Below are 19,330 nucleotides of genomic sequence, written 5' to 3'. Positions count from 1 at the left end.
ACTATTTTATTTCGCTTAACAAGGTTTCCACAGCTTTTTTCAGCTGCGAATCTTCACCGTTGGCTTTATCATCAGGATTGTTATCAACCAAGATATCTGGTTGAGCAGGCCCTAATTCCATATTCATGCCAGAATCTTTTACATACCAACCTCTAAAAGGCATTCTTACATACGAACCATCTATTAAGGTCACGCCTCCTGTTGAAATTACAGCTCCAAATGTCGGCACCCCAACTAATGTACCTAAATTCAATGACTTGTAGGCATGTGAAAATATTTCCGCATTTGAATAACTATTTTGATTACAAAGTGCTATTGAGGGTTTTGTCCATGCTGCCAACGGTAATCGTTCACTAAAGGGGTAATGCTCTTTAAATTTTGTATGCTCTTTTTCTAAATATTTAGCAGCACCACGTGGTACGGTATAAGCATGTTGTTTTACATTAAGAACAGCCATTAAATAGTCTGTAGTCCAGCCGCCCCCATTAAAACGCACATCAATTACAATACCTTTTTTACCTAGTCCTGCTGCTGTAAGTTCACGTTCAAAACGCTCAAAACTCGTCCAATTCATACCTTGAATATGAATATACCCCAACTGACCATTAGAATATTTTTCTGTTAAGCGTTGACGCTCTTTTACCCAGGCTTTATAGTTTTCATTTCGGTTGCTGCTTTTGGGTCTTATAACAATATCTAGTGTTTCGCCTGCTCGTTTGACCTCCAGATAAATCCTTTGATTTGCTGTGCCCTCTAATAAACTATAAACGTTTAAATCTTTTGTTAGCTGACTTCCGTTTACGCCTAGTATTTCATCTCCTAACAACACCTTACTTGAAGATCTATCACCTGGCATATTTGGCACCACCGCAATCACTTTTAAGCTTCCTGTTTTTGTTGGCTCAACTTCTAAGCCCAAGAATCCTGTATACTCGCGCTCCAACTGTTCTCTTGTTTCGGTACCGTAAAGTCCCATATGGCTAGCATTTATTTGCCCTAACATCCAATTGAACATGTTTTGAAAATCAGATCTTGTGGAGGCCCCTAAAGCTAACGGTTCATAAATTTCTCTTAGCTTTGTCCAATTTTGACCATGAAAATTAGGATCATAAAATCCATCACGTATTGCCGTCCAAGCTTCTTCAAAAATTTGTTTAGATTCGGCATGATAATCTATATTCATGCGCGCTGTAAAACTTAAATTTTCAGATTTATCATTTGAAAACGAAACCGAAGACAAACTACCTTTTCCTTTGGTTAAGTAAATTTTTGAAAAATCACTATTAACTACTAAGTTAGATGGTTTACTGTCATTTGAGGTAATTTCCTTTTTACTCTTCCCATTCCATTTAATCTTATATAAATCTGAAGGCACCTTGGCATCTCCTCTACCACCATTTCCTGTTGTATAGTATATCGTTTCTGAGTCTTTTGAAAACAACTGTCCAAATTCACCTCCAACAAAAGAGGTAACTTGAACCTGACGTTCATGAATATCTTCAAAATCAATAATTACGTCAACATCTTCATCCTTGTCTTCTTTTTCGGTATTCTTCTTTTCTTTTTTCGAGGCTTCTTTTTTAATTTTGGGTTTAGGCTTCTCCTCATCGTTTTCTTCCCAATCTTGAGTTGTTTTTTCCCAATCTTCTTGCCTTAGCCATGTAAACCAAACATCATAATCGCTGTTATTTCTATTTGAAGAAAACATAAGCTTTCTACCATCGGGACTCCAAACAGGACTTCTATCTTGTTTGGGATGCATTGAAATATTTACAGGTTTCTGTGTATTATCTGCCCTATGTATGTAAATTTCTCCGTTAAAATCAAGATCACTTAGATTATACGCTAGCCATTTAGAGTCTGGTGACCACGATATACCACTGGGCGTATCCCAACCGTTTAATAACACTTTTTCATTCGTTAGTTTTCCGCTGTCACTAATATCAGCTACAATAAGCTTACCTCTACCTCTAACAAAAGCCATTTGTTTCCCATTAGGTGCCAATTTTAAACTACTTTCTGATTCAGTTGTTTTTGTTACGCGCTCTATTTTATGTTTTAGTGTTTTAAACAGATTGCTCTGGTTTTTATCATTTGATTTTACCAAGTATATATCATTTTGACCTCCTCTATCAGACACAAATAGTAATGTACTATCATTTAACCATACCGCATTTCTGTCTCTATAAGCCGATTTTGACACATTAACCGTTCGTTTTTTATCCTTGTCTGTTTCTCTTATAAACAGTTCGCCTCTCACTTCAAGCGCTGCTAGTTTTCCGTTTGGAGACACCGCTATATCTTGAACACCACTTGAAAAACTTTTGTGAGAAACCGGATTGAACCTATAATCTGAAGTAATATCAATATTTATCTTATTTTGTTTTTTTGAAGACACATTATAAGTATACACTTTATTGCCTTTAACCATGATTATATCATTTCCATTTCTACTAATTTGAAATGAAAAAATTCCCATATTGGTAAAGTTTGAAATTTGAGAAACGGTTCCTTTTTTTGTTCCGTTATCATCTACTTCTACCTTGTGTACATTGTATTTTCCACTTCTTGAAGATTGGAAATAAATAGTGTGATCGTTAGCCCATTGCGGATAAAAATCATTTCCATTATACGTTGTTATTTTTGAGTAGGTATCATTTTGAATGTGATATACCCAAATATCTCTATTGGCAGGACCTTGGTAAGCCTCGCGCTCCATTCTGCAAGTTCCCCGCACAAAGGCAATTATTTTTCCATTAGGAGACATGGTTGCTTGTAACCCCACCGCATTTAAAAATCGGTACGGTGTTCCTCCTTTTTCATTAACTATATGTATTTCTGCTTCGCGTTCTACCTGTGCAAAATTTCTTCTGGTTGAAAAAAGAATATCTCCATTTTTTGTGTAATCGGTAATATTGTCAGGCGCTGAATGAAATGTTAATCGTTTGGGTAATCCACCTTTTGCGGGTATAGTATAAATATCGTCATTGCCATAGCGGTCACTTTGAAAGGCTATTTGCTTTCCGTCATAACTCCAAATAGGGTTTGTATCATAAGCCTCATGAATAGTTAATCTTCTGGTATTACTACCATCAATAAGAGCCGTCCATATATCGCCTTGATAATTAAATGCAATATGTTGTCCGTCTGGACTAATGGCAGGGGCATTTATAAGTGGTGTTTGCGCCACACTTAAACTCACAAATAGACTAAATACCGCAACAAATATTATGTTTAATTTCATATAGTTTGAATGAATAATTTTTATATCTCCTTTTAATTGTGTGCTGTATTTAAGGCATAAATAGCATAGGTACCTAACCAATGTCCGCCCTCATAGCTATCTCCAAAAATACTTGGCAGCGAATAATTGATATGCTTATTGGCTATGTTTTTTAAATGGTTGTACTCCGGAAAACCTTCTGAAATTTTATACAAATTCCATGCTCTAGAAAAATTCAAGCCATCAAGATGCACCAAATGCCCATCGGTTCTATCGGATACTAAACCAACTGCCAAATCATAATTTTTATTACTCAATTCGGGTAAAAACTGTTTTAACCAAATACGATAATCTTCTTTTGATAATAAACGTTTCATTAAAGCGGCTTCCTCTAAACAAGGTGATAAAAAATCACTCCCATTAGGCTCCCAAGACATGGGGCAATGTTGATCATTCTGAAAGAAAAAGGAAGCGCGGTCTCTAATAGCTTCCTTCAAATCGGTTTTATTCAAAGTTTCTGCATAATCATAAGCTAAAGACAATCCAAAAGCGGTATTGGTATGAGTCCCCACACGAAGCGCATAATTCAATTTAGGTAAAAATTCCATGTAGCGCTGTGTAATCAAATGTGCCAATGGCTCAAGATTTTCTTCTAGTTGTCGCGCTAATGGATGATCCCAAGTATGTAATTCTTCAACCAATTTAAGCAACCAAGCCCAGCCATAAGTACGCTCATATGAGGTATTGTGCTTCCCTTTAAAATAAGCCACTTCAGCCGCAATATTTTCTTTTGAAATGTTGTTTAGAAGCCGTTCTTTAATGGCATTGCTACGTTCTAAATCTGGGAAGTCTTTTAGAAGTTTTACCAAGCTCCAATGCCCATGAACCGCTGAATGCCAATCAAAACATCCATAAAATGCAGGATGCAAATTTGCAGGTGTTCCTAAATCGTCTTCACTCCCTAAAACCTGAGACAATTTATTAGGGTACTCTGTATTAATGCAATCTAATGGCAATGTTGCCAAAATATTAGCCTGAGCTATATCTAGTTTTGGAATTTCAAAATTCAAACTATCTATTTTATTATTTAATTCGGACTGAATTGGCTGTTTTTTTTCTGTATTACAACCAAAAACAATACAAAGCAGTAATAAGGATAAAGGTATTTTCATGTGTTAAAATTATGATTCCACGAGTTAGGTTGTGTAACAAAAGATACATAAAAAAGTAAGCTTATCCTAACCAACCTTCTCGGTCTAAACTTCTATACTGAATCGCTTCACTTATATGAGAACCGTTTATGTGCTCAGCTCCTTCTAAATCCGCTATAGTTCTAGACACCTTTAGTATTCTATCATACGCTCTAGCAGATAAATTAAGTCGCTCCATGGCTGTTTTTAATAATTGCTTTGATGCCTCATCAAGCACACAATATGTTCTAATTTGTTTGGTGTTCATTTGTGCATTGTAATGCACCGTATCTGAATCTTCAAAACGTTTTGTTTGTAAAGCTCTGGCCAGCGTTACCCGCTTTCGTATATCAACTGACGACTCTCCCTTTCGTTCATCAGATAACTTATCAAAAGGCACGGGTGTGACTTCAATATGAATATCAATTCTATCCAGCAGGGGACCGGAAATCTTACCCAAATACCGCTGCATCTCGGCAGGGCTAGATGTTACAGGAGCATCAGGATCATTAAAATAACCGCTAGGACTTGGGTTCATACTGGCCACCAACATAAAGGATGACGGATAGGTTACGGTAAATTTTGCCCTAGAAATTGTGACTTCTCTATCTTCAAGTGGTTGGCGCATAACTTCTAACACACTACGTTTAAACTCTGGAAGCTCATCTAAAAACAACACACCGTTATGAGACAAGGAAATTTCTCCAGGTTGCGGGTAAGCGCCACCGCCAACTAAAGCCACATCACTTATGGTATGATGCGGACTTCTAAACGGGCGTTGTGCCATTAAACCACTATCTTTCACTTTACCAACTACAGAATGTATTTTAGTAGTCTCTAGTGCTTCATGTAAGGTCATTGGTGGCAAAATGCTAGGTAACCTTTTAGCTAGCATGGTTTTTCCTGCGCCTGGCGGTCCTATTAAAATAATATTATGTCCACCTGCTGCTGCAATTTCCATACAGCGTTTTATGCCTTCCTGCCCTTTTACATCGGCAAAATCAAACTCAGGAAATTCTAAATTTTTAAAAAACTCTTCTCGGGTATTAATAATGGTGCGCTCTAATGGTGTTTCTTTATCGAAATAATGAATCACTTCTGTAATATTATCTACACCATAAACTTCTAAACTATCAACAATAGCAGCTTCTTTAGCATTCACCTTTGGAAGAATAAATCCTTTAAACCCTTCTTCTCTAGCCTTTACCGCAATGGGCAAGGCTCCTTTTATGGGTTGCAAACTTCCGTCTAACGAAAGCTCTCCCATAATAAGATATTTATCTAAATTTTCAGCATTTATTTGTTTTGATGCTGCTAAAATACCAATAGCCAAAGTTAAATCGTACGCACTACCTTCTTTTCTTAAATCGGCAGGCGCCATATTTATAGTAATCTTTTTACCTGGAATTTTATAACCATTGTTTTGAAGTGCTGCGGCAATTCTGTAGTTACTTTCTTTGATAGCATTATCTGGCAAGCCTACTAAATGATAACCAATACCAGAATCTACATTTACTTCAACGGTAATGGTTGTGGCTTCTACACCAAATACCGCACTTCCAAAAACTTTTTTAAGCATAACATGTGTTTACTGCTTAAATGTAAGAAAAGTTATTTGTTTTTATAAAAAGAATCCCCAAAAATGGGGATTCAAAATTAAACTTAATATATAAAATTCGTTTTACTTCGCAGTATTTAAAAATTTAGGTTTAATTAATAACTGTACCCAAGCCCAGTTTTGCACATCGGCAGCTGCATCTTTTGACACACCTTTTAACTCATACATACCATCAGCAGCAAACATGTGAGAATAACCTATATTTAAACCAAATCCTTTGAACTTCTTTCCATACACTAAATCTACTTCTGTTCCTAGTGATTTTTCTCCAGAGGCTAATTCTTTTTCTCCGCTAAAGTTTAACACTTTTGCCATTAAACTAGAGGTTTCTCCAAGCTTGAAATTAGCACCCACATGAATATCTAATAGGCCAACATTGTTTGCATGATTTCCAACATAGAAGTAATCCATAAATCCATTAAACTTATGGTTTGTACCATATAAAGGGAAGAAGGCTCCAGTTTCACCAGCAGGTTTGTCATTACCACTTATTAATTCAGCCCCTACAACTAAACCAACAGCTGAAGACGCTTTAAAGTTAAGATCTAAGCCTAACAAATAAGCCCCTTTTACTTTCAGTTCTTGTTGATGCTCTCCTGTTTGAACATAAGCATTAGCAGCTAAACCAAAACCTCCCGCTTTATATTTTAAGTGTACTCCCATAGTTTGCAAGTTGCTTACCCCGTCATACACTCTTGTTCCTGTAGCATCAGAAAAGTTTTGGAATCCGTTGTTCATCAATAATAAACTTCCTGAAAAGTTATCCCAAGCATTACTTAAATGCACCATTTGCATGGTTTTATAAGAGAAGAACCCCGTAGTATCATATCCATTACCTACAGACACAAATCCTGTTGGGTGTGAATAATCTTGATTCCATGCTAAAGCTACATCTAAAGCAAACTTATCTTTTTTGTATTTAATAAGGCCAGCATCATGGTTACGCCCTTGTTGCGCCCAATCTAAGCCTCCTAAAATACGTTGATCATCATAAGATAACACCTGACGTCCTAATTTGGTTGACCAACCAGAACCCAATTGAAACTCAGCCCAAGCTTGAAAAACAGCAAAAGAATTATTCATATCATAAGGTAAAATCTGTCTGTTTTCACCCCAAACCATAACGTCTTGAAAACTTACAAATAATTTATAGGTCTCAGTGGCAAACCCTGCATTTAAACGTACTCTAGTTGAAATACCAAAACCTGGTTCTGCAGCTTCAGGAATTAAACTTCCAAAACCATGTCTATATTCCGTTCTTGGCTTGAACTCTCCATCAAGGGTAAATTGCGCTTGCATAAATTGAATTCCTGCTAAAAAAAGCGCTAAGATTAAGTATTGTTTTTTCATTTTTTTAAGGTTTTAATTTGATTTGTTTTAAGTGTTTTTGAATATAAATTTGTGATATTTTTCGTTTTAATAAAATTTTAACAAAAGTAAAAGTATAGCTTTTCACTAAACATGACAAAACTCATGTTTAGATTACAAAAAAGACAAATACCTCCTTTTTATACTTAATGCTCTAAAAAGTCTATGAGATGCTTTCTGTATGTATAGTAATCGTTGTGTTCTAAAACAGCTTTACGAGTTCTAGGTCTTTCAAAATCAATGTTCAAGACATCTCCTATTTTTGCTTTTGGTCCGCTAGTCATCATAACCACTCGATCTGCTAGAAATATAGCTTCGTCTACGTCATGCGTAATCATAACTGCTGTAATCTTTTCTTTATTCCAAATTTCAATAAGTGTATCTTGAAGCTCACCTCTTGTTAAAGAATCTAGCATTCCAAAAGGTTCATCAAGTAATAACACTTTAGGTTTTATAGCAAATGCTCTGGCAATACCAACACGTTGTTGCATGCCTTGAGACAAATCACTGGCCTTTTTATCAAACGCATCTTCAAGACCAACTTTCTGCAAATAATACTTTGCTATATCATTTCGCTGAGCTTTTGTTGCATGTGGAAATACCTGATTTACTCCTAAAAGTACATTTTGTAATGAGGTCATCCAAGGCATTAAACTAGGTGCTTGAAAAATCACACCTCTATCGGGTCCCGGGCCTTTTATATGTTTTCCTAAAACTGAAATATAACCTCCTGATATTTCGTTCAACCCTGCAATCATGGAAAGCATGGTTGTTTTTCCACAACCTGAATGCCCAATTATAGTAACAAACTCTTCTTTGCGAATTTGAAGATTCAAACCTTCCAGTACCACATAATCGCCTTTTGGAGTTGGATACACTTTTTTTAGATTTTTTAAATCTAACATAACCTCTGAAGAAGGAAAAAGTCCGTTATCCGTGATTATTCCTCTACCTTTATTTTCTAATATATTTGTAGTCATTTCTATCAATTATTTAAAGCGTCCAACAAAACTTTTAGGTTCTAACTCAGGCAACTCAAAGACTTCGACAGCTTCAGATTTACGTTCGTTACCAATATCCATTAAGTACTCAATAATAGCGTTTCTGGTTTCCTTAAAATTAGGATTATCATTGAGCTCGGTTTTATCTCTAGGGCGTTCAATATCAATTTTAAACTCAGGCCCTAAGGTTGCTCTAGGCCCTGGTTTTAACGGAATAATACGATCGGCCATGTAAATACCTTCATCAACATCATTAGTAATCAATAACGCGGTGCGCTTATCTTTTCCCCAAATATTTAAAATTTCATCTTGAAGGTTTCCTCTGGTTAAGGCATCTAAAGCTCCAAGTGGCTCATCCATAATAATCATTTCAGGTTTCATAGCTAGCGCCCTGGCTACAGCAACCCGTTGACGCATACCTCCTGATAATTCTTTAGGACGTTTATTGATAGCGTGTGATAAACCCACCATTTCAACATACTCCTTTACCAAATCATTTAACTCTTTTTTACTCTTTTTAGGAAACACTTCCTTTACGGCCATATAGATATTCTGACCAACGGTTAACCAAGGTAACAGCGAATAATTTTGAAAAATTACCCCACGTTCATGACTGGTTCCGTTTACTGGTTCTCCTTTAAAAAGCACCTCACCACTGGTTGGTTCTAACAAACCATTAATAAGATTTACTAAGGTTGTTTTTCCACTTCCTGTAAACCCTACAATAGCTACAAATTCACCTTCTTCAATTGTCAGATTGATATTATTCAGCACTTCTGTAGTGTTTTCGCCTTGTCCGTAGCTTTTGTATATATTATTTAATTCTAAATACGCCATTTTCTTTGGTTTAATTGTTGATTTTCAACTTCTTTTAAAGGCCTTCATTTTTATTAAATGATACTGCGTTTTGAATAGTTAGCATTAATCTATCTAACAAGAAACCTATAATACCTATAACAAACATGGCTACAATGATTTTTGAATTGGAATCATTTGCTCCATTTTGAAATTCTTCCCAAACAAATAATCCTAAACCAGGACTTTGCGCTAATAATTCAATAGCAATAAGCACCATCCAAGCCACAGACAATGTAATTTTTAAACCTGTAAAGATGAGCGGTAACGATGATGGTAAAATCACTTTAAAAACCTTTTGAAAAGGCCCTAATTTTAACACTTTAGCCACATTGATATAATCTTTATCAACAGAAGACACGCCCATGGCGGTATTTACTAATGTGGCCCACATAGAACACAAACCTACACTGATAAACGAAATGGTAAATGAACTATCATCACTTGAATCTATTAAAATAGTTTTAACAATCATGAACACCAGCAAGTACCAAACAACTGGTGAAACGGGTTTAAATATTTGAATAAACCAGTTGAATGCACTTTTTAAAGTTGGACTCAACCCAATAAGAATACCAATAGGAATAGCAATAATCAATGCTAATAAAAACCCAGCAAACACCGTTTTTAAGCTCATCACAATTTGATCAATAAATGATGGTCTTCCTGTATAAACAATAGGCTCTTTTCCTTCTGCAATTCTTTTAGCATTTAAAGCGGCAGTCTTTTCTTTAAATGCCGCTTTATCTGCACTAATTATATTATGATCTCGTAATAATGACTTATAGGATTCCCAAACTTGGCTTGGTGCTGGTAAGGTATTAGGCTGACAACTAATATCTCCAGAAGCTATACATGCTTTTAGTGCTTCGGCCGCTTCAGGGCCCTGATCTGCAAGTGCTTTTTCAATTTTAAAATCGGCCTCTCTATTGTATAGAACCTTAGCACCTGAATGCCAAATTCCAATAAATAATAGTATGGAAGCAAGTGGTACGACTACTTTGCGCAAGAATTTTACAAAATCTTCCTTTTCTAGCTTCCCAGTGAATAGATCTTTTAACGTGGTTAAAAACCCTAATCCCATAAATTTGGTTACTTTTCCTAATGTTATGCTTTGCTTCATGACAAATTATTTACTTAGTTCTTTTCTTAATTTTTAATTACTGTAATGCTTTATCTTTGTTACCAATTTTAAAGCTGTTGATGTATGAAATTGGATCTTTAGCATCATATGTTGTTCCATCGATAAAATCGGAAGTAGGTGCTTTATAGCCATCTGTTACAGGAATATCTGTTGCTGGAATATGCCCTTCTTCAACTAAAAGTTTTGCAGCTTTTTCCCAGATATCAGGTCTGTAAATATCTTTAATGGTTTCTGCATACCACTCAGCTGGTTTAGCTTCAGGAATTTGTCCCCATCTTCTCATTTGAGTTAAGAACCAAATACCATCAGAATAGAATGGATATGTTGCATTGTATTTATAGAATACATTAAAGTCTGGCATCTCTCTTTTATCACCTTTTTCAAACTCAAAAGTACCAGTCATTGAATTGGCTAATACCGCTTCATCAGCTCCAACATACTGTGACATTGATAATATTTTTACAGCCTCAGCTCTATTTCCAGGTTCATCTAACCATTTACCAGCTCTTATTAATGCTTTAGTAACTGCAATGGCTGTATTAGGGTTTTCATCAATGAATTTTTGAGTCATTACAAATACTTTCTCTGGATTATTTTTCCAGATATCATAGTTTGTAGTTACTGGCACACCAATACCTTTAAATACGGCTTGCTGGTTCCATGGTTCACCTACACAATACCCATAAATAGTTCCGGCTTCTAGTGTTGCTGGCATTTGTGGCGGAGGCGTTACAGAAAGTAAAACTTCAGCATCTATTTGTCCTTGTACATTATCGGCCGTATACATACCTGGGTGAATTCCGGCAGCAGCTAACCAATATCTAATTTCATAATTATGTGTTGATACAGGGAATACCATACCCATTTTAAAAGCTTTTCCTGAATTTTTATATTCGCTAATAACAGGCTTTAATGCATCCGCCTTAATAGGATGTATTGGTTTTCCATCTTCTCCTACAGGCACATTGGGCTTCATTTTAGACCAAACATCATTTGATACTGTAATACCGTTACCATTTAAGTCCATAGAAAAAGGTGTTACTAACTTAGCTTGACGACCAAACCCTGCTCCAGCAGCTATAGGCTGTCCAGCTAACATATGTGAACCGTCTAACTGACCATCAATAACACGATCTAAAACGTTTTTCCAGTTAGATTGTGCTTCAACTGATACAAATAAACCTTCATCTTCAAAAAACCCCTTTTCTTTAGCAATGGCTAACGGTGCCATATCTGTTAATTTGATAAAACCAAATGTTAACTGTGGTTTTTCAATTTCTAAAGTTTTTGTTTTTGAAGTTTCTGTAGCCACATTTTCAGCTAAAGTTGCTTGTTTCTTGTCTTTGTTTCCACAAGAAAATAGCAACACTGCTACAGGTAAGATCCAAGTTGATTTTTTGATTAGTGATTTCATAATTTATAGTTTTTATAATTCTAAGTATAATTACTTATTTTTTGACAAATATATAAGTAGCAACACTTTCTACTCATGTTAATACACATACCCTTAACTCTTTTTTATCATAAACAAAACTGCGACAACACATAAAACAAGCATAAAAAACTAAATATCAATATATTAAAACATTAAACATACCATAAAACAATACGTAAACATATACTTAATCGCACAAAAAAGAACAAAAAAAATACGTATTTATGTTTACACAAATACGTATTTTACAATTTACTTCTTTGTGATAGACTCACAAAAGAACGCGTTTTAAAACAAGCGAATTATTTACTTTTCTAAAGTTTTCAACCAAGCTTCCTGTGATAAGGCAGTATATTTTTTATTGGTGCCATAAGGGTCTTCACCTCCTTTAAAATAGGCTTGAATAAATTGCATAGGAATAGTATCAGACAATTTTTCTGGCACCTCATACTTATGATTACCATGAAAATCATGACATTGAATACAAGTGAACCATTCTTTAGCAACAATTAGTTGCTCGTGAGAGATATCTAAGGGGTCATTTTCTACAACTAAATCTTGATGACAATTCATGCAATAGTTTATGGAAGCTACCGATACCCGTTCACTATTATGTTCTGAATGACACGTAATACAAGTAGTAGCATCAATATGTTTAATGGCGTCTTTAAATCTGGGTTCAGAAAATCTATAGGTTGGATGCCTATCGTTGGCTCGATCATGACACTCCAAACAATTATCTACAGTAACATCTTTGGTTCCAAAATCTACCGCCGTCTTTCTGGCACCTACAGCATGTGAGATATTAGATTGTACTTGTTGTAATAAATTCCCTTTAGCATCGGCATGACATGTAAAACAAGACAAATCTTGATGCCCCGTATTCATGGGGCCAATGGATACGTATTTTTCTGTAGCCTCTAAGGTGAAAATGTAAAACAATACCACGCCTAAAACAAACCCTATAACACCACCAAGAACTTGTCTTTTACGTAACGGACTAACTTTAAACATACTTCTTTTGAGGTTTAAATTTCTATAACTAAATTTTCACTGGCTGGATAACTCACACAGGTTAATATATCGCCTTGAGCTACTTCGGCATCAGATAATAAATGACCGTCTGTCATACTTACTTCACCTGAAACACATTTGGCTTTGCAGGTAGAACACATTCCTGATCTACAAGAATATGGAATAACTATACTCTCAGACATGGCTTGTTGCAATATAGACCGGTCTCCCCTTACCTGTATCTGGTGCGAGGCGCCATCAATAGTTAAGATTACATTGCTTATTAAATTCCTGCCTGTAACTTTTACAACTGGTGCTTTAAATACTTCTATTTTTATCTTTTCCCGGGCTACACCATTAGCCTTAAGCAATTCCTTTATTTTTTCCATGTAGCCGTTAGGCCCACATATCATGTACACATAATCACCAAAAACAAGATTATGTTTTGAAAAAATTGTTTGTAAAACATCTTGTCTGGCCAACCCAGCATGGTAATTGTCTTGTTGTATTTTATTTGAAGAAATGATATGCTCAACAGAAAATTGATTTGGAAAACTGGACTCTAAAGCCTTAATTTCATTATGAAAAATAATAGAATCTATGGTTTGATTGGCATAAATCAATAATACTCTCGACGCTTTTTCTTCTGTTAAAACTGATTTTACTATAGAAAACATAGGTGTAATACCGCTTCCCCCGGCAAATAGCACATACTGTTTTTGTGACTTACCATGAGGTTGAATAAAAAATGAACCTGCTGGATCATCTACTTCTAACTTATCACCTACCTTAAGGTTATCATGTATATAATTTGAAACTAATCCCTTTTCTACACGTTTAATAGTAATCTTTAAATCTTTATCTGTAAACGGATTACTACTAAAAGAATACGCGCGTTTATGAATCTGACCGTCAATAGGCACATGAATGGTTAGAAATTGTCCTGGTTTATACTTTATCTTCTTAAAAAAGTTTCCATTTTTAAAACTAATACTAATAGCATCAGGGGTCTCTTTTATAATATCTTTTACTAGCAATTTCATACAATCAATTATTTATAATAAAACACCATACTAATATGAAATACCATCATTATTGACACAATAATAGACAATGCAACATGGCTAATCATCCATCCTTTAAATAGCATCTCATTATTACTTTTAATAACATCAAGATTTAAATACCCCAATAACGTGTTTGAAAAGAAGATATAAGACAGCAATAACAAATAACCATAGCCTAAAGTTGCACTATGAAAATAGAAGACTATAGGACTCACAGCTCCTAACCATTTATGTATGGCTTGCATAGGCATGGCATACTTTCTGAGTCTTTTTACTACTCGAGTAATAGTTAAAACCCATTGAAAAACAATGAGTAGTGCCAAAACCAATCCAGACCATCTTTTATAAAGTTCTTCCTTTTGAAGTTGAAACAACCACATCCATTCTAGTTTCAAAAAATATTGTAAAAAGAAAGCGCATAAAAGCACCACCCCAACTATTGTTGATTTATTTTTGGCTATCATTAACTGTTTTTTTTGGTTGAGTTGATAATGCAACTTGCCCATAACTATCTACTACAGCGATGAGCAAGTGCAAATCAAGAACTAAGTTTATTTTACAGCAACCAAGTGTTTCATTGTCTCATAAGAAGACAATTTTTTTACACTATCCAGAAAAACTTCTGCCGTGGGAAGATAATTTCCTTCTGCTGGCCACTTATTTCCTATTTCCGGCTTCTCACTTTCTTTAAACGCCTCAATTTCATCTAAATACTCCATATAAATATCTACTGTACCTTTGGCATAAGCATTTAAAACAGCTACAGTTTCTTTATATGTTAGTGAGTCTTTAGGATATTGCCAAGTTGTTGCACCCATAACGTCTCCCAATTTCCAATCAGATTTGGTGGTTTGAGGGTGTTTATTATGACAGCTTACACAAGCCCCTGCACTGGCAAGATCGGCAAACATGGCTGTATGCAATTTTTGATCTTCATCATAAAAAAATTGAGGTTCCTGAGTTTTCTTTATTTCCTGAAATAAATCGGCTTGCTTCCCTTCAAATTTGTTAGCTGCATTTACAGGAAAATCTGATCCCAAATACAACCCCAAAGGCACAGGACTCTTTATAATGCTTGTTGCCACACCTCTTAAGAATAAAGCGGGTAAAGGTCCTGCCTCCACGTCATCTTTTCTCCAATCTTCATCAAACTTCATACCTTGAGCTTTTCCTTTACCTACAATAGCTTTTGTGTATAACGTTCTTGTAACGTCATTTTCTTTAGCAACCATTTCTAACACTTCTTCAACAGAAAAGGCATTTTCTTCAGCAGCCGTTTCTGATTTTTCTTCTGGCACACCACCGCAAGCCACCAGTACTAGAGCTGAAAAAAATAATGAAATTTTATATATAATTGTCTTCATCTTGTTTTGTTTTAGTTATTAATAAGCGGCCTCAATCATTACGCTAGACATGGTTCCGTAAACACTAGCCCAAGCCTCTTTAACCTCTGAGGTAAAATCATCTCCCAACCCTGCTTCCAAAGTTCCTAAAAGCGCTTCGCCAACCGTATCATAATGAAAAGCTTCCACCTTGTATTCTACATGACGTTTTCCTAAATCCTTTAAAACAGGGATGAGTGCATCTAAATTATTAAGCCCGGCAACCGCAGCACCTAACATACTCATCAATTTATTGCCTTGTACTTTCATGGCTTCTTCACTATTTGGAAAAAGTGGTTTAAGTTGCGGATCTAATTCAAATAACTTTGAATAAAATATTTCAGCAGCAGCAGGAGCTATTGGTTTAACTTTTTCAAATGATTCTTGTACTAACGTAATGGTTTTTGGTTCCATAATATATTTGTGTTTTGGTTTGTTTCTTTACAATTAAGTATTAATACTTATTTAAAACAAAAATAAAAGCTAGAAGCTTAACCGATTATGATATAAAACAGACCAAAACAATCTTTTGATACATTAAAAAAACTACTATAACGCAGGAATTAATAAAAAGGCAAAAAAATGCCCTTAAAAAATAAGTATTTATATAAGTATGATTGAAAATTAAAAATTAGCTATCTAAAAAGAAGTTGTGCTCGCTAATTTCTTTTTTTAGAAGTTGAATATCTTTAATACCTATTTTTTTGCCTTGCGCAATAATCAAGTCCTCTTTTTTTAAAGCCGAAAAAACACGTATAACTTGCTCCTCCGTTGTTCCGGCATAATCGGCATATTCTCTTCTGCTTAAAGGTAAATTTATAAACCCTCTTAAATCACCAAATTTTCTATGAATATATAATAGGGTATCTATGACGCGTTCCCGTACCGTCATTTGAGAAATAGATTTCACTTTATTTTCACTTCTGTTAAGCTCATTAGCATAAAACAGCATCATATCATAGGTAAACGCAGGATTTTTTAATAAAATTTCTTGCAGATTATCCTTGGAAAAATAGCACAATACAGAATCTTGAAGCGCAATAGCACCAATAGAATAGTATTCCTCGGTACCAAAACCTCGATGCCCGATAATTTCACCTTCTTTAGCAAAACGTACAATTTGTTCCCGTCCATTGATACCCGTTCTAAAGACTTTAACAGTACCCTTTAAAATAAAAAACAAGCCATTTACGGGAGCACCTTCCATAATAAATTGCTGTCCTTTTTTACAACTCAATGTATTTTTATTATCGGTAAAATCAGAATCATCAAAAGACTTTAAGTTCCTTTTAATCAAACAACTATCATTAAAACAAGCACTACAAGACACATCTTTCTGTAACTTATGTTTTGACCTTATATGTGAAGCTATTTGCATCATAAAAACGAAGTAACAATCACAATATTACGTAATAATACTTAGTTTTTAAACTATAACACTTATTTTTAAGGGTAATGCAAAAAACACCAACTGAAACTATTCAATTGATGTTTTTATATCTTTTAAATGTGAAACTCGTAAATTCCGTTTTCAGCTATTGCTTATTCTTTTTGTATCTCAATTGTCCAAGTTCAATACCGATTGCAGTTCTTGCCAAAATGGTAAAAACAAAAGCCCCTAAGGCCCAAATGCCCAAAGTCACCCCAATTTCAATACCTGTTGGCGTATATTCAGAAATCTTACCATAAGGTCCTGGAATAAATCCCGGAACAATTAACCCAAACCCTTTTTCAATCCAAATAGCAATAAAAAGTATAAAACAGCAAAAATAAAGTACCTTCGGATTATTTCTTAATTTATGAAAGGTTAGCATGACAGTAGCCAAAATATTTAAAGGAATAGCCGTCCATATCCATGGGAGTAGAGCATCTTTCCCATGCAATCCAAAAAACAGGTAGTAAGCACTTTCACTATGATGCGTAGGCGCATAAAACTCCTTAAACAACTCAGAAACTAACATAATTAAATTGATTTGAGCGGCAACAGTTACTACCATAGCAATTTTTTTCAATGTTTTATCTTCAATCTTAAATGCTGTAAAATTACGAATCATAGCCAAAACTAAAATAATTAATGCCGGACCCGCAGCAAAGGCTGACGCTAAGAATCTAGGCCCTAATAAGGCATTATTCCAAAACGGACGCGCCTGTAAGCCTTGATATAAAAAAGCTGTCACCAAATGAATTCCAACAGCCCAAAACACAGACAATATAGCTCCTGGCACATATACTTTAGACTTGGCTTCCTTACCTTGATAATGCCTAAAGAGGATATAAAAAGGAATGGTAATATTTAAAAACAAATAGCCATTGAGTACCAAAACATCCCAAGTTAACATAGAGTTTGGAAAATTAAACACCCCAAGCCCCGGTATCATATGCCATAACACAGAGGGCCCACCCATATCGGCAATTACAAAAGCCAAACACATAATCAATGCAGAAACCGCAAGCCCTTCACCAATTAACACCGCTTGTTTAAAATCTACATCATGCAACACATAGGTAGGCATTACCAACATAACAGCAGCAGCAGCTACACCAACTAAAAATGTAAAATTTGAAATATATAACCCCCAACTCACCCTATCGGTCATCCCTGTGACTTGCAAGCCTTCACTCAACTGAATGGAATAACAATACATGCCCACCAACATCATAAACGTTAAAACCCCCATCCATATATGATACTTCACATTGCCATGTGTTATGGTATCTAAACTATCTTTAACTAAACTACCAAAAACCTTTATTTGTTTCATTTAAAATCTTATTAACTCTTAGCTTTATTTATTTGGGCGTTCCCTCAAGGGGGCGGGCTTTCTGTTGCAATCTTTTTGCTCATACTTCACAAAAAGGATTTACTCGGCAATCCCTAACGCAAACCAATTAGTCCATAAAATACCAGAACTTAGGTTCTGTTCCTAAATCTTCTTTTAATCTAAAGACTTTCTTATTTTCTAAAACCCATCTAATAGTACTATTAGGGTCTAATAAATTTCCAAAAATTCTTGCTCCCGTTGGGCAGGCCTCAACACAAGCTGGATTTTTCCCAGCCCTAGAGCGTTGTACGCAAAAAGTGCATTTTTCCATGACCCCTTTTTTCCTCATTCTGTTTCCTAAATAATGCTGATTGTGGTTAATCTCAGCCTCAGGAACCTCAGGCTTCTTCCAATTAAAACGTCGGCCATCATAAGGACAAGCCGCCATACAATATCTACACCCTACACACCAATCATAATCAACCACCACTAGGCCATCATCTTCACGCCATGTGGCTTGTACAGGACACACATTAACACATGGCGGATTATCACAGTGAAAACATTGTGTTCCCATATAAAAATGGCCTTCTGCTGGCACTTCATGATAGTAATTATCATCAGCTTCATCAAAACTAAAACCATTCCCGTCCTTCATTTCATGAATCCTGATGTATTGCATTTGTGAATCACGATCTTGGTTATTTTCCTCTACGCAGGCATTCACACAATCCATATACCCCTGACACTTGGAGATGTTAAACGCATAACCAAATAAGATGTTTTCTTCGGCATTTTTCGAGGACATGCTAATGTTCTTACCAGTTCGCAATTCATAAGAGCGCATCAATCTATCAACTGTAGCTTTCTTCTCTTCATCCGTCATGAGCTTATAGTTCCCCTTAAACTGTTCCTCCCAGTCAATCTGTGCTTTTTCTTTGCTCTCATCCCCACTAATCACACTACACGAGGTACTTACAGCACCAGCTCCTATTAATAAACTAGCGGTTAACTTTTTAAAAGCAGTCCTTCTGTCCATTTTAACATCAAACACCTGCTCAAAGCCATCTTTAGTTCGCTCTTCTCCAATAGAGGCATCAACAGCTGCAGCAACAAAAGCTTCATCTGTCATTTCATAGTCATCTGAGCTGTGAGAACCACAACCACCAGATGTTTTTCCACAACCACACGAACCTGAACTTGCACTACTCTTCCTGCCAAGATTTAAAGAAAACCACTTTTTATTATTGCTACTCATACCCTAAATTTTA

Annotated in this window: 16 protein-coding genes; all 16 read right to left on the bottom strand. The window is 35.5% G+C overall.

Translation table 11 applies throughout. The features are described from left to right. Nucleotide 1: 1 nt before the first annotated feature. Entirely contained in the window at nt 2-3,244 is a 3,243-nt protein-coding gene (locus FGF67_RS13320) for a S41 family peptidase (protein ID WP_139698256.1), read from the bottom strand. A 32-nt stretch (nt 3,245-3,276) separates the two neighbouring features. Further along, the gene (locus tag FGF67_RS13315) at nt 3,277-4,395 is read right to left on the bottom strand and encodes a DUF2891 domain-containing protein (RefSeq protein WP_139698255.1); all 1,119 of its coding nucleotides are present in this window, start codon (nt 4,393-4,395) and stop codon (nt 3,277-3,279) included. 61 nt (nt 4,396-4,456) lie between these two features. Further along, entirely contained in the window at nt 4,457-5,992 is a 1,536-nt protein-coding gene (locus FGF67_RS13310; RefSeq protein ID WP_139698254.1) for a YifB family Mg chelatase-like AAA ATPase, read from the bottom strand. Nucleotides 5,993-6,094: 102 nt separating this feature from the next. Beyond that, nucleotides 6,095-7,381 carry an alginate export family protein gene (locus FGF67_RS13305; RefSeq protein WP_139698253.1) on the bottom strand — a complete coding sequence of 429 codons (1,287 nt, stop codon included), beginning with the start codon at nt 7,379-7,381 and terminating at the stop codon, nt 6,095-6,097. Nucleotides 7,382-7,545: 164 nt separating this feature from the next. Further along, nucleotides 7,546-8,379 carry an ABC transporter ATP-binding protein gene (locus FGF67_RS13300; protein ID WP_139698252.1) on the bottom strand — a complete coding sequence of 278 codons (834 nt, stop codon included), beginning with the start codon at nt 8,377-8,379 and terminating at the stop codon, nt 7,546-7,548. Nucleotides 8,380-8,388: 9 nt separating this feature from the next. After that, complete coding sequence (locus FGF67_RS13295) at nt 8,389-9,237, bottom strand: ABC transporter ATP-binding protein (RefSeq protein WP_139698251.1); 849 nt, start codon at nt 9,235-9,237, stop codon at nt 8,389-8,391. 34 nt (nt 9,238-9,271) lie between these two features. Continuing rightward, on the bottom strand, nt 9,272-10,378 hold the full coding sequence (locus FGF67_RS13290) for an ABC transporter permease (RefSeq protein ID WP_139698250.1): 1,107 nt from the start codon (nt 10,376-10,378) through the stop codon (nt 9,272-9,274). 37 nt (nt 10,379-10,415) lie between these two features. Then, nucleotides 10,416-11,813, bottom strand: a complete 1,398-nt coding sequence (locus FGF67_RS13285) for a CmpA/NrtA family ABC transporter substrate-binding protein (RefSeq protein WP_139698249.1) — start codon at nt 11,811-11,813, stop codon at nt 10,416-10,418. 327 nt (nt 11,814-12,140) lie between these two features. Beyond that, the gene (locus tag FGF67_RS13280; RefSeq protein WP_139698248.1) at nt 12,141-12,848 is read right to left on the bottom strand and encodes a cytochrome c3 family protein; all 708 of its coding nucleotides are present in this window, start codon (nt 12,846-12,848) and stop codon (nt 12,141-12,143) included. 14 nt (nt 12,849-12,862) lie between these two features. Continuing rightward, nucleotides 12,863-13,891, bottom strand: coding sequence for a ferredoxin--NADP reductase (locus FGF67_RS13275; protein ID WP_139698247.1), 1,029 nt, complete (start codon nt 13,889-13,891; stop codon nt 12,863-12,865). A gap of 8 nt (nt 13,892-13,899) precedes the next feature. Then, complete coding sequence (locus FGF67_RS13270) at nt 13,900-14,379, bottom strand: hypothetical protein (protein WP_139698246.1); 480 nt, start codon at nt 14,377-14,379, stop codon at nt 13,900-13,902. 87 nt (nt 14,380-14,466) lie between these two features. Then, nucleotides 14,467-15,279, bottom strand: a complete 813-nt coding sequence (locus FGF67_RS13265) for a c-type heme family protein (protein ID WP_139698245.1) — start codon at nt 15,277-15,279, stop codon at nt 14,467-14,469. Between the two features lie 18 nt (nt 15,280-15,297). Continuing rightward, nucleotides 15,298-15,711, bottom strand: coding sequence for a globin family protein (locus FGF67_RS13260; protein WP_139698244.1), 414 nt, complete (start codon nt 15,709-15,711; stop codon nt 15,298-15,300). A 217-nt stretch (nt 15,712-15,928) separates the two neighbouring features. After that, entirely contained in the window at nt 15,929-16,678 is a 750-nt protein-coding gene (locus FGF67_RS13255; RefSeq protein ID WP_233244080.1) for a Crp/Fnr family transcriptional regulator, read from the bottom strand. Nucleotides 16,679-16,832: 154 nt separating this feature from the next. Further along, a complete protein-coding gene (dsrP, locus tag FGF67_RS13250; protein WP_139698243.1) occupies nt 16,833-18,059 on the bottom strand; it encodes a sulfate reduction electron transfer complex DsrMKJOP subunit DsrP in 1,227 nt (408 codons plus the stop codon). 127 nt (nt 18,060-18,186) lie between these two features. Then, nucleotides 18,187-19,317 carry a 4Fe-4S dicluster domain-containing protein gene (locus tag FGF67_RS13245; protein WP_139698242.1) on the bottom strand — a complete coding sequence of 377 codons (1,131 nt, stop codon included), beginning with the start codon at nt 19,315-19,317 and terminating at the stop codon, nt 18,187-18,189. Nucleotides 19,318-19,330: the final 13 nt, after the last annotated feature.

This window comes from Allotamlana fucoidanivorans (assembly GCF_006265225.1).
GTDB lineage: Bacteria > Bacteroidota > Bacteroidia > Flavobacteriales > Flavobacteriaceae > Allotamlana > Allotamlana fucoidanivorans.
Note: the sequence above shows the minus strand (reverse complement) of the source record. Positions and strands in the feature narration are given on the sequence as shown.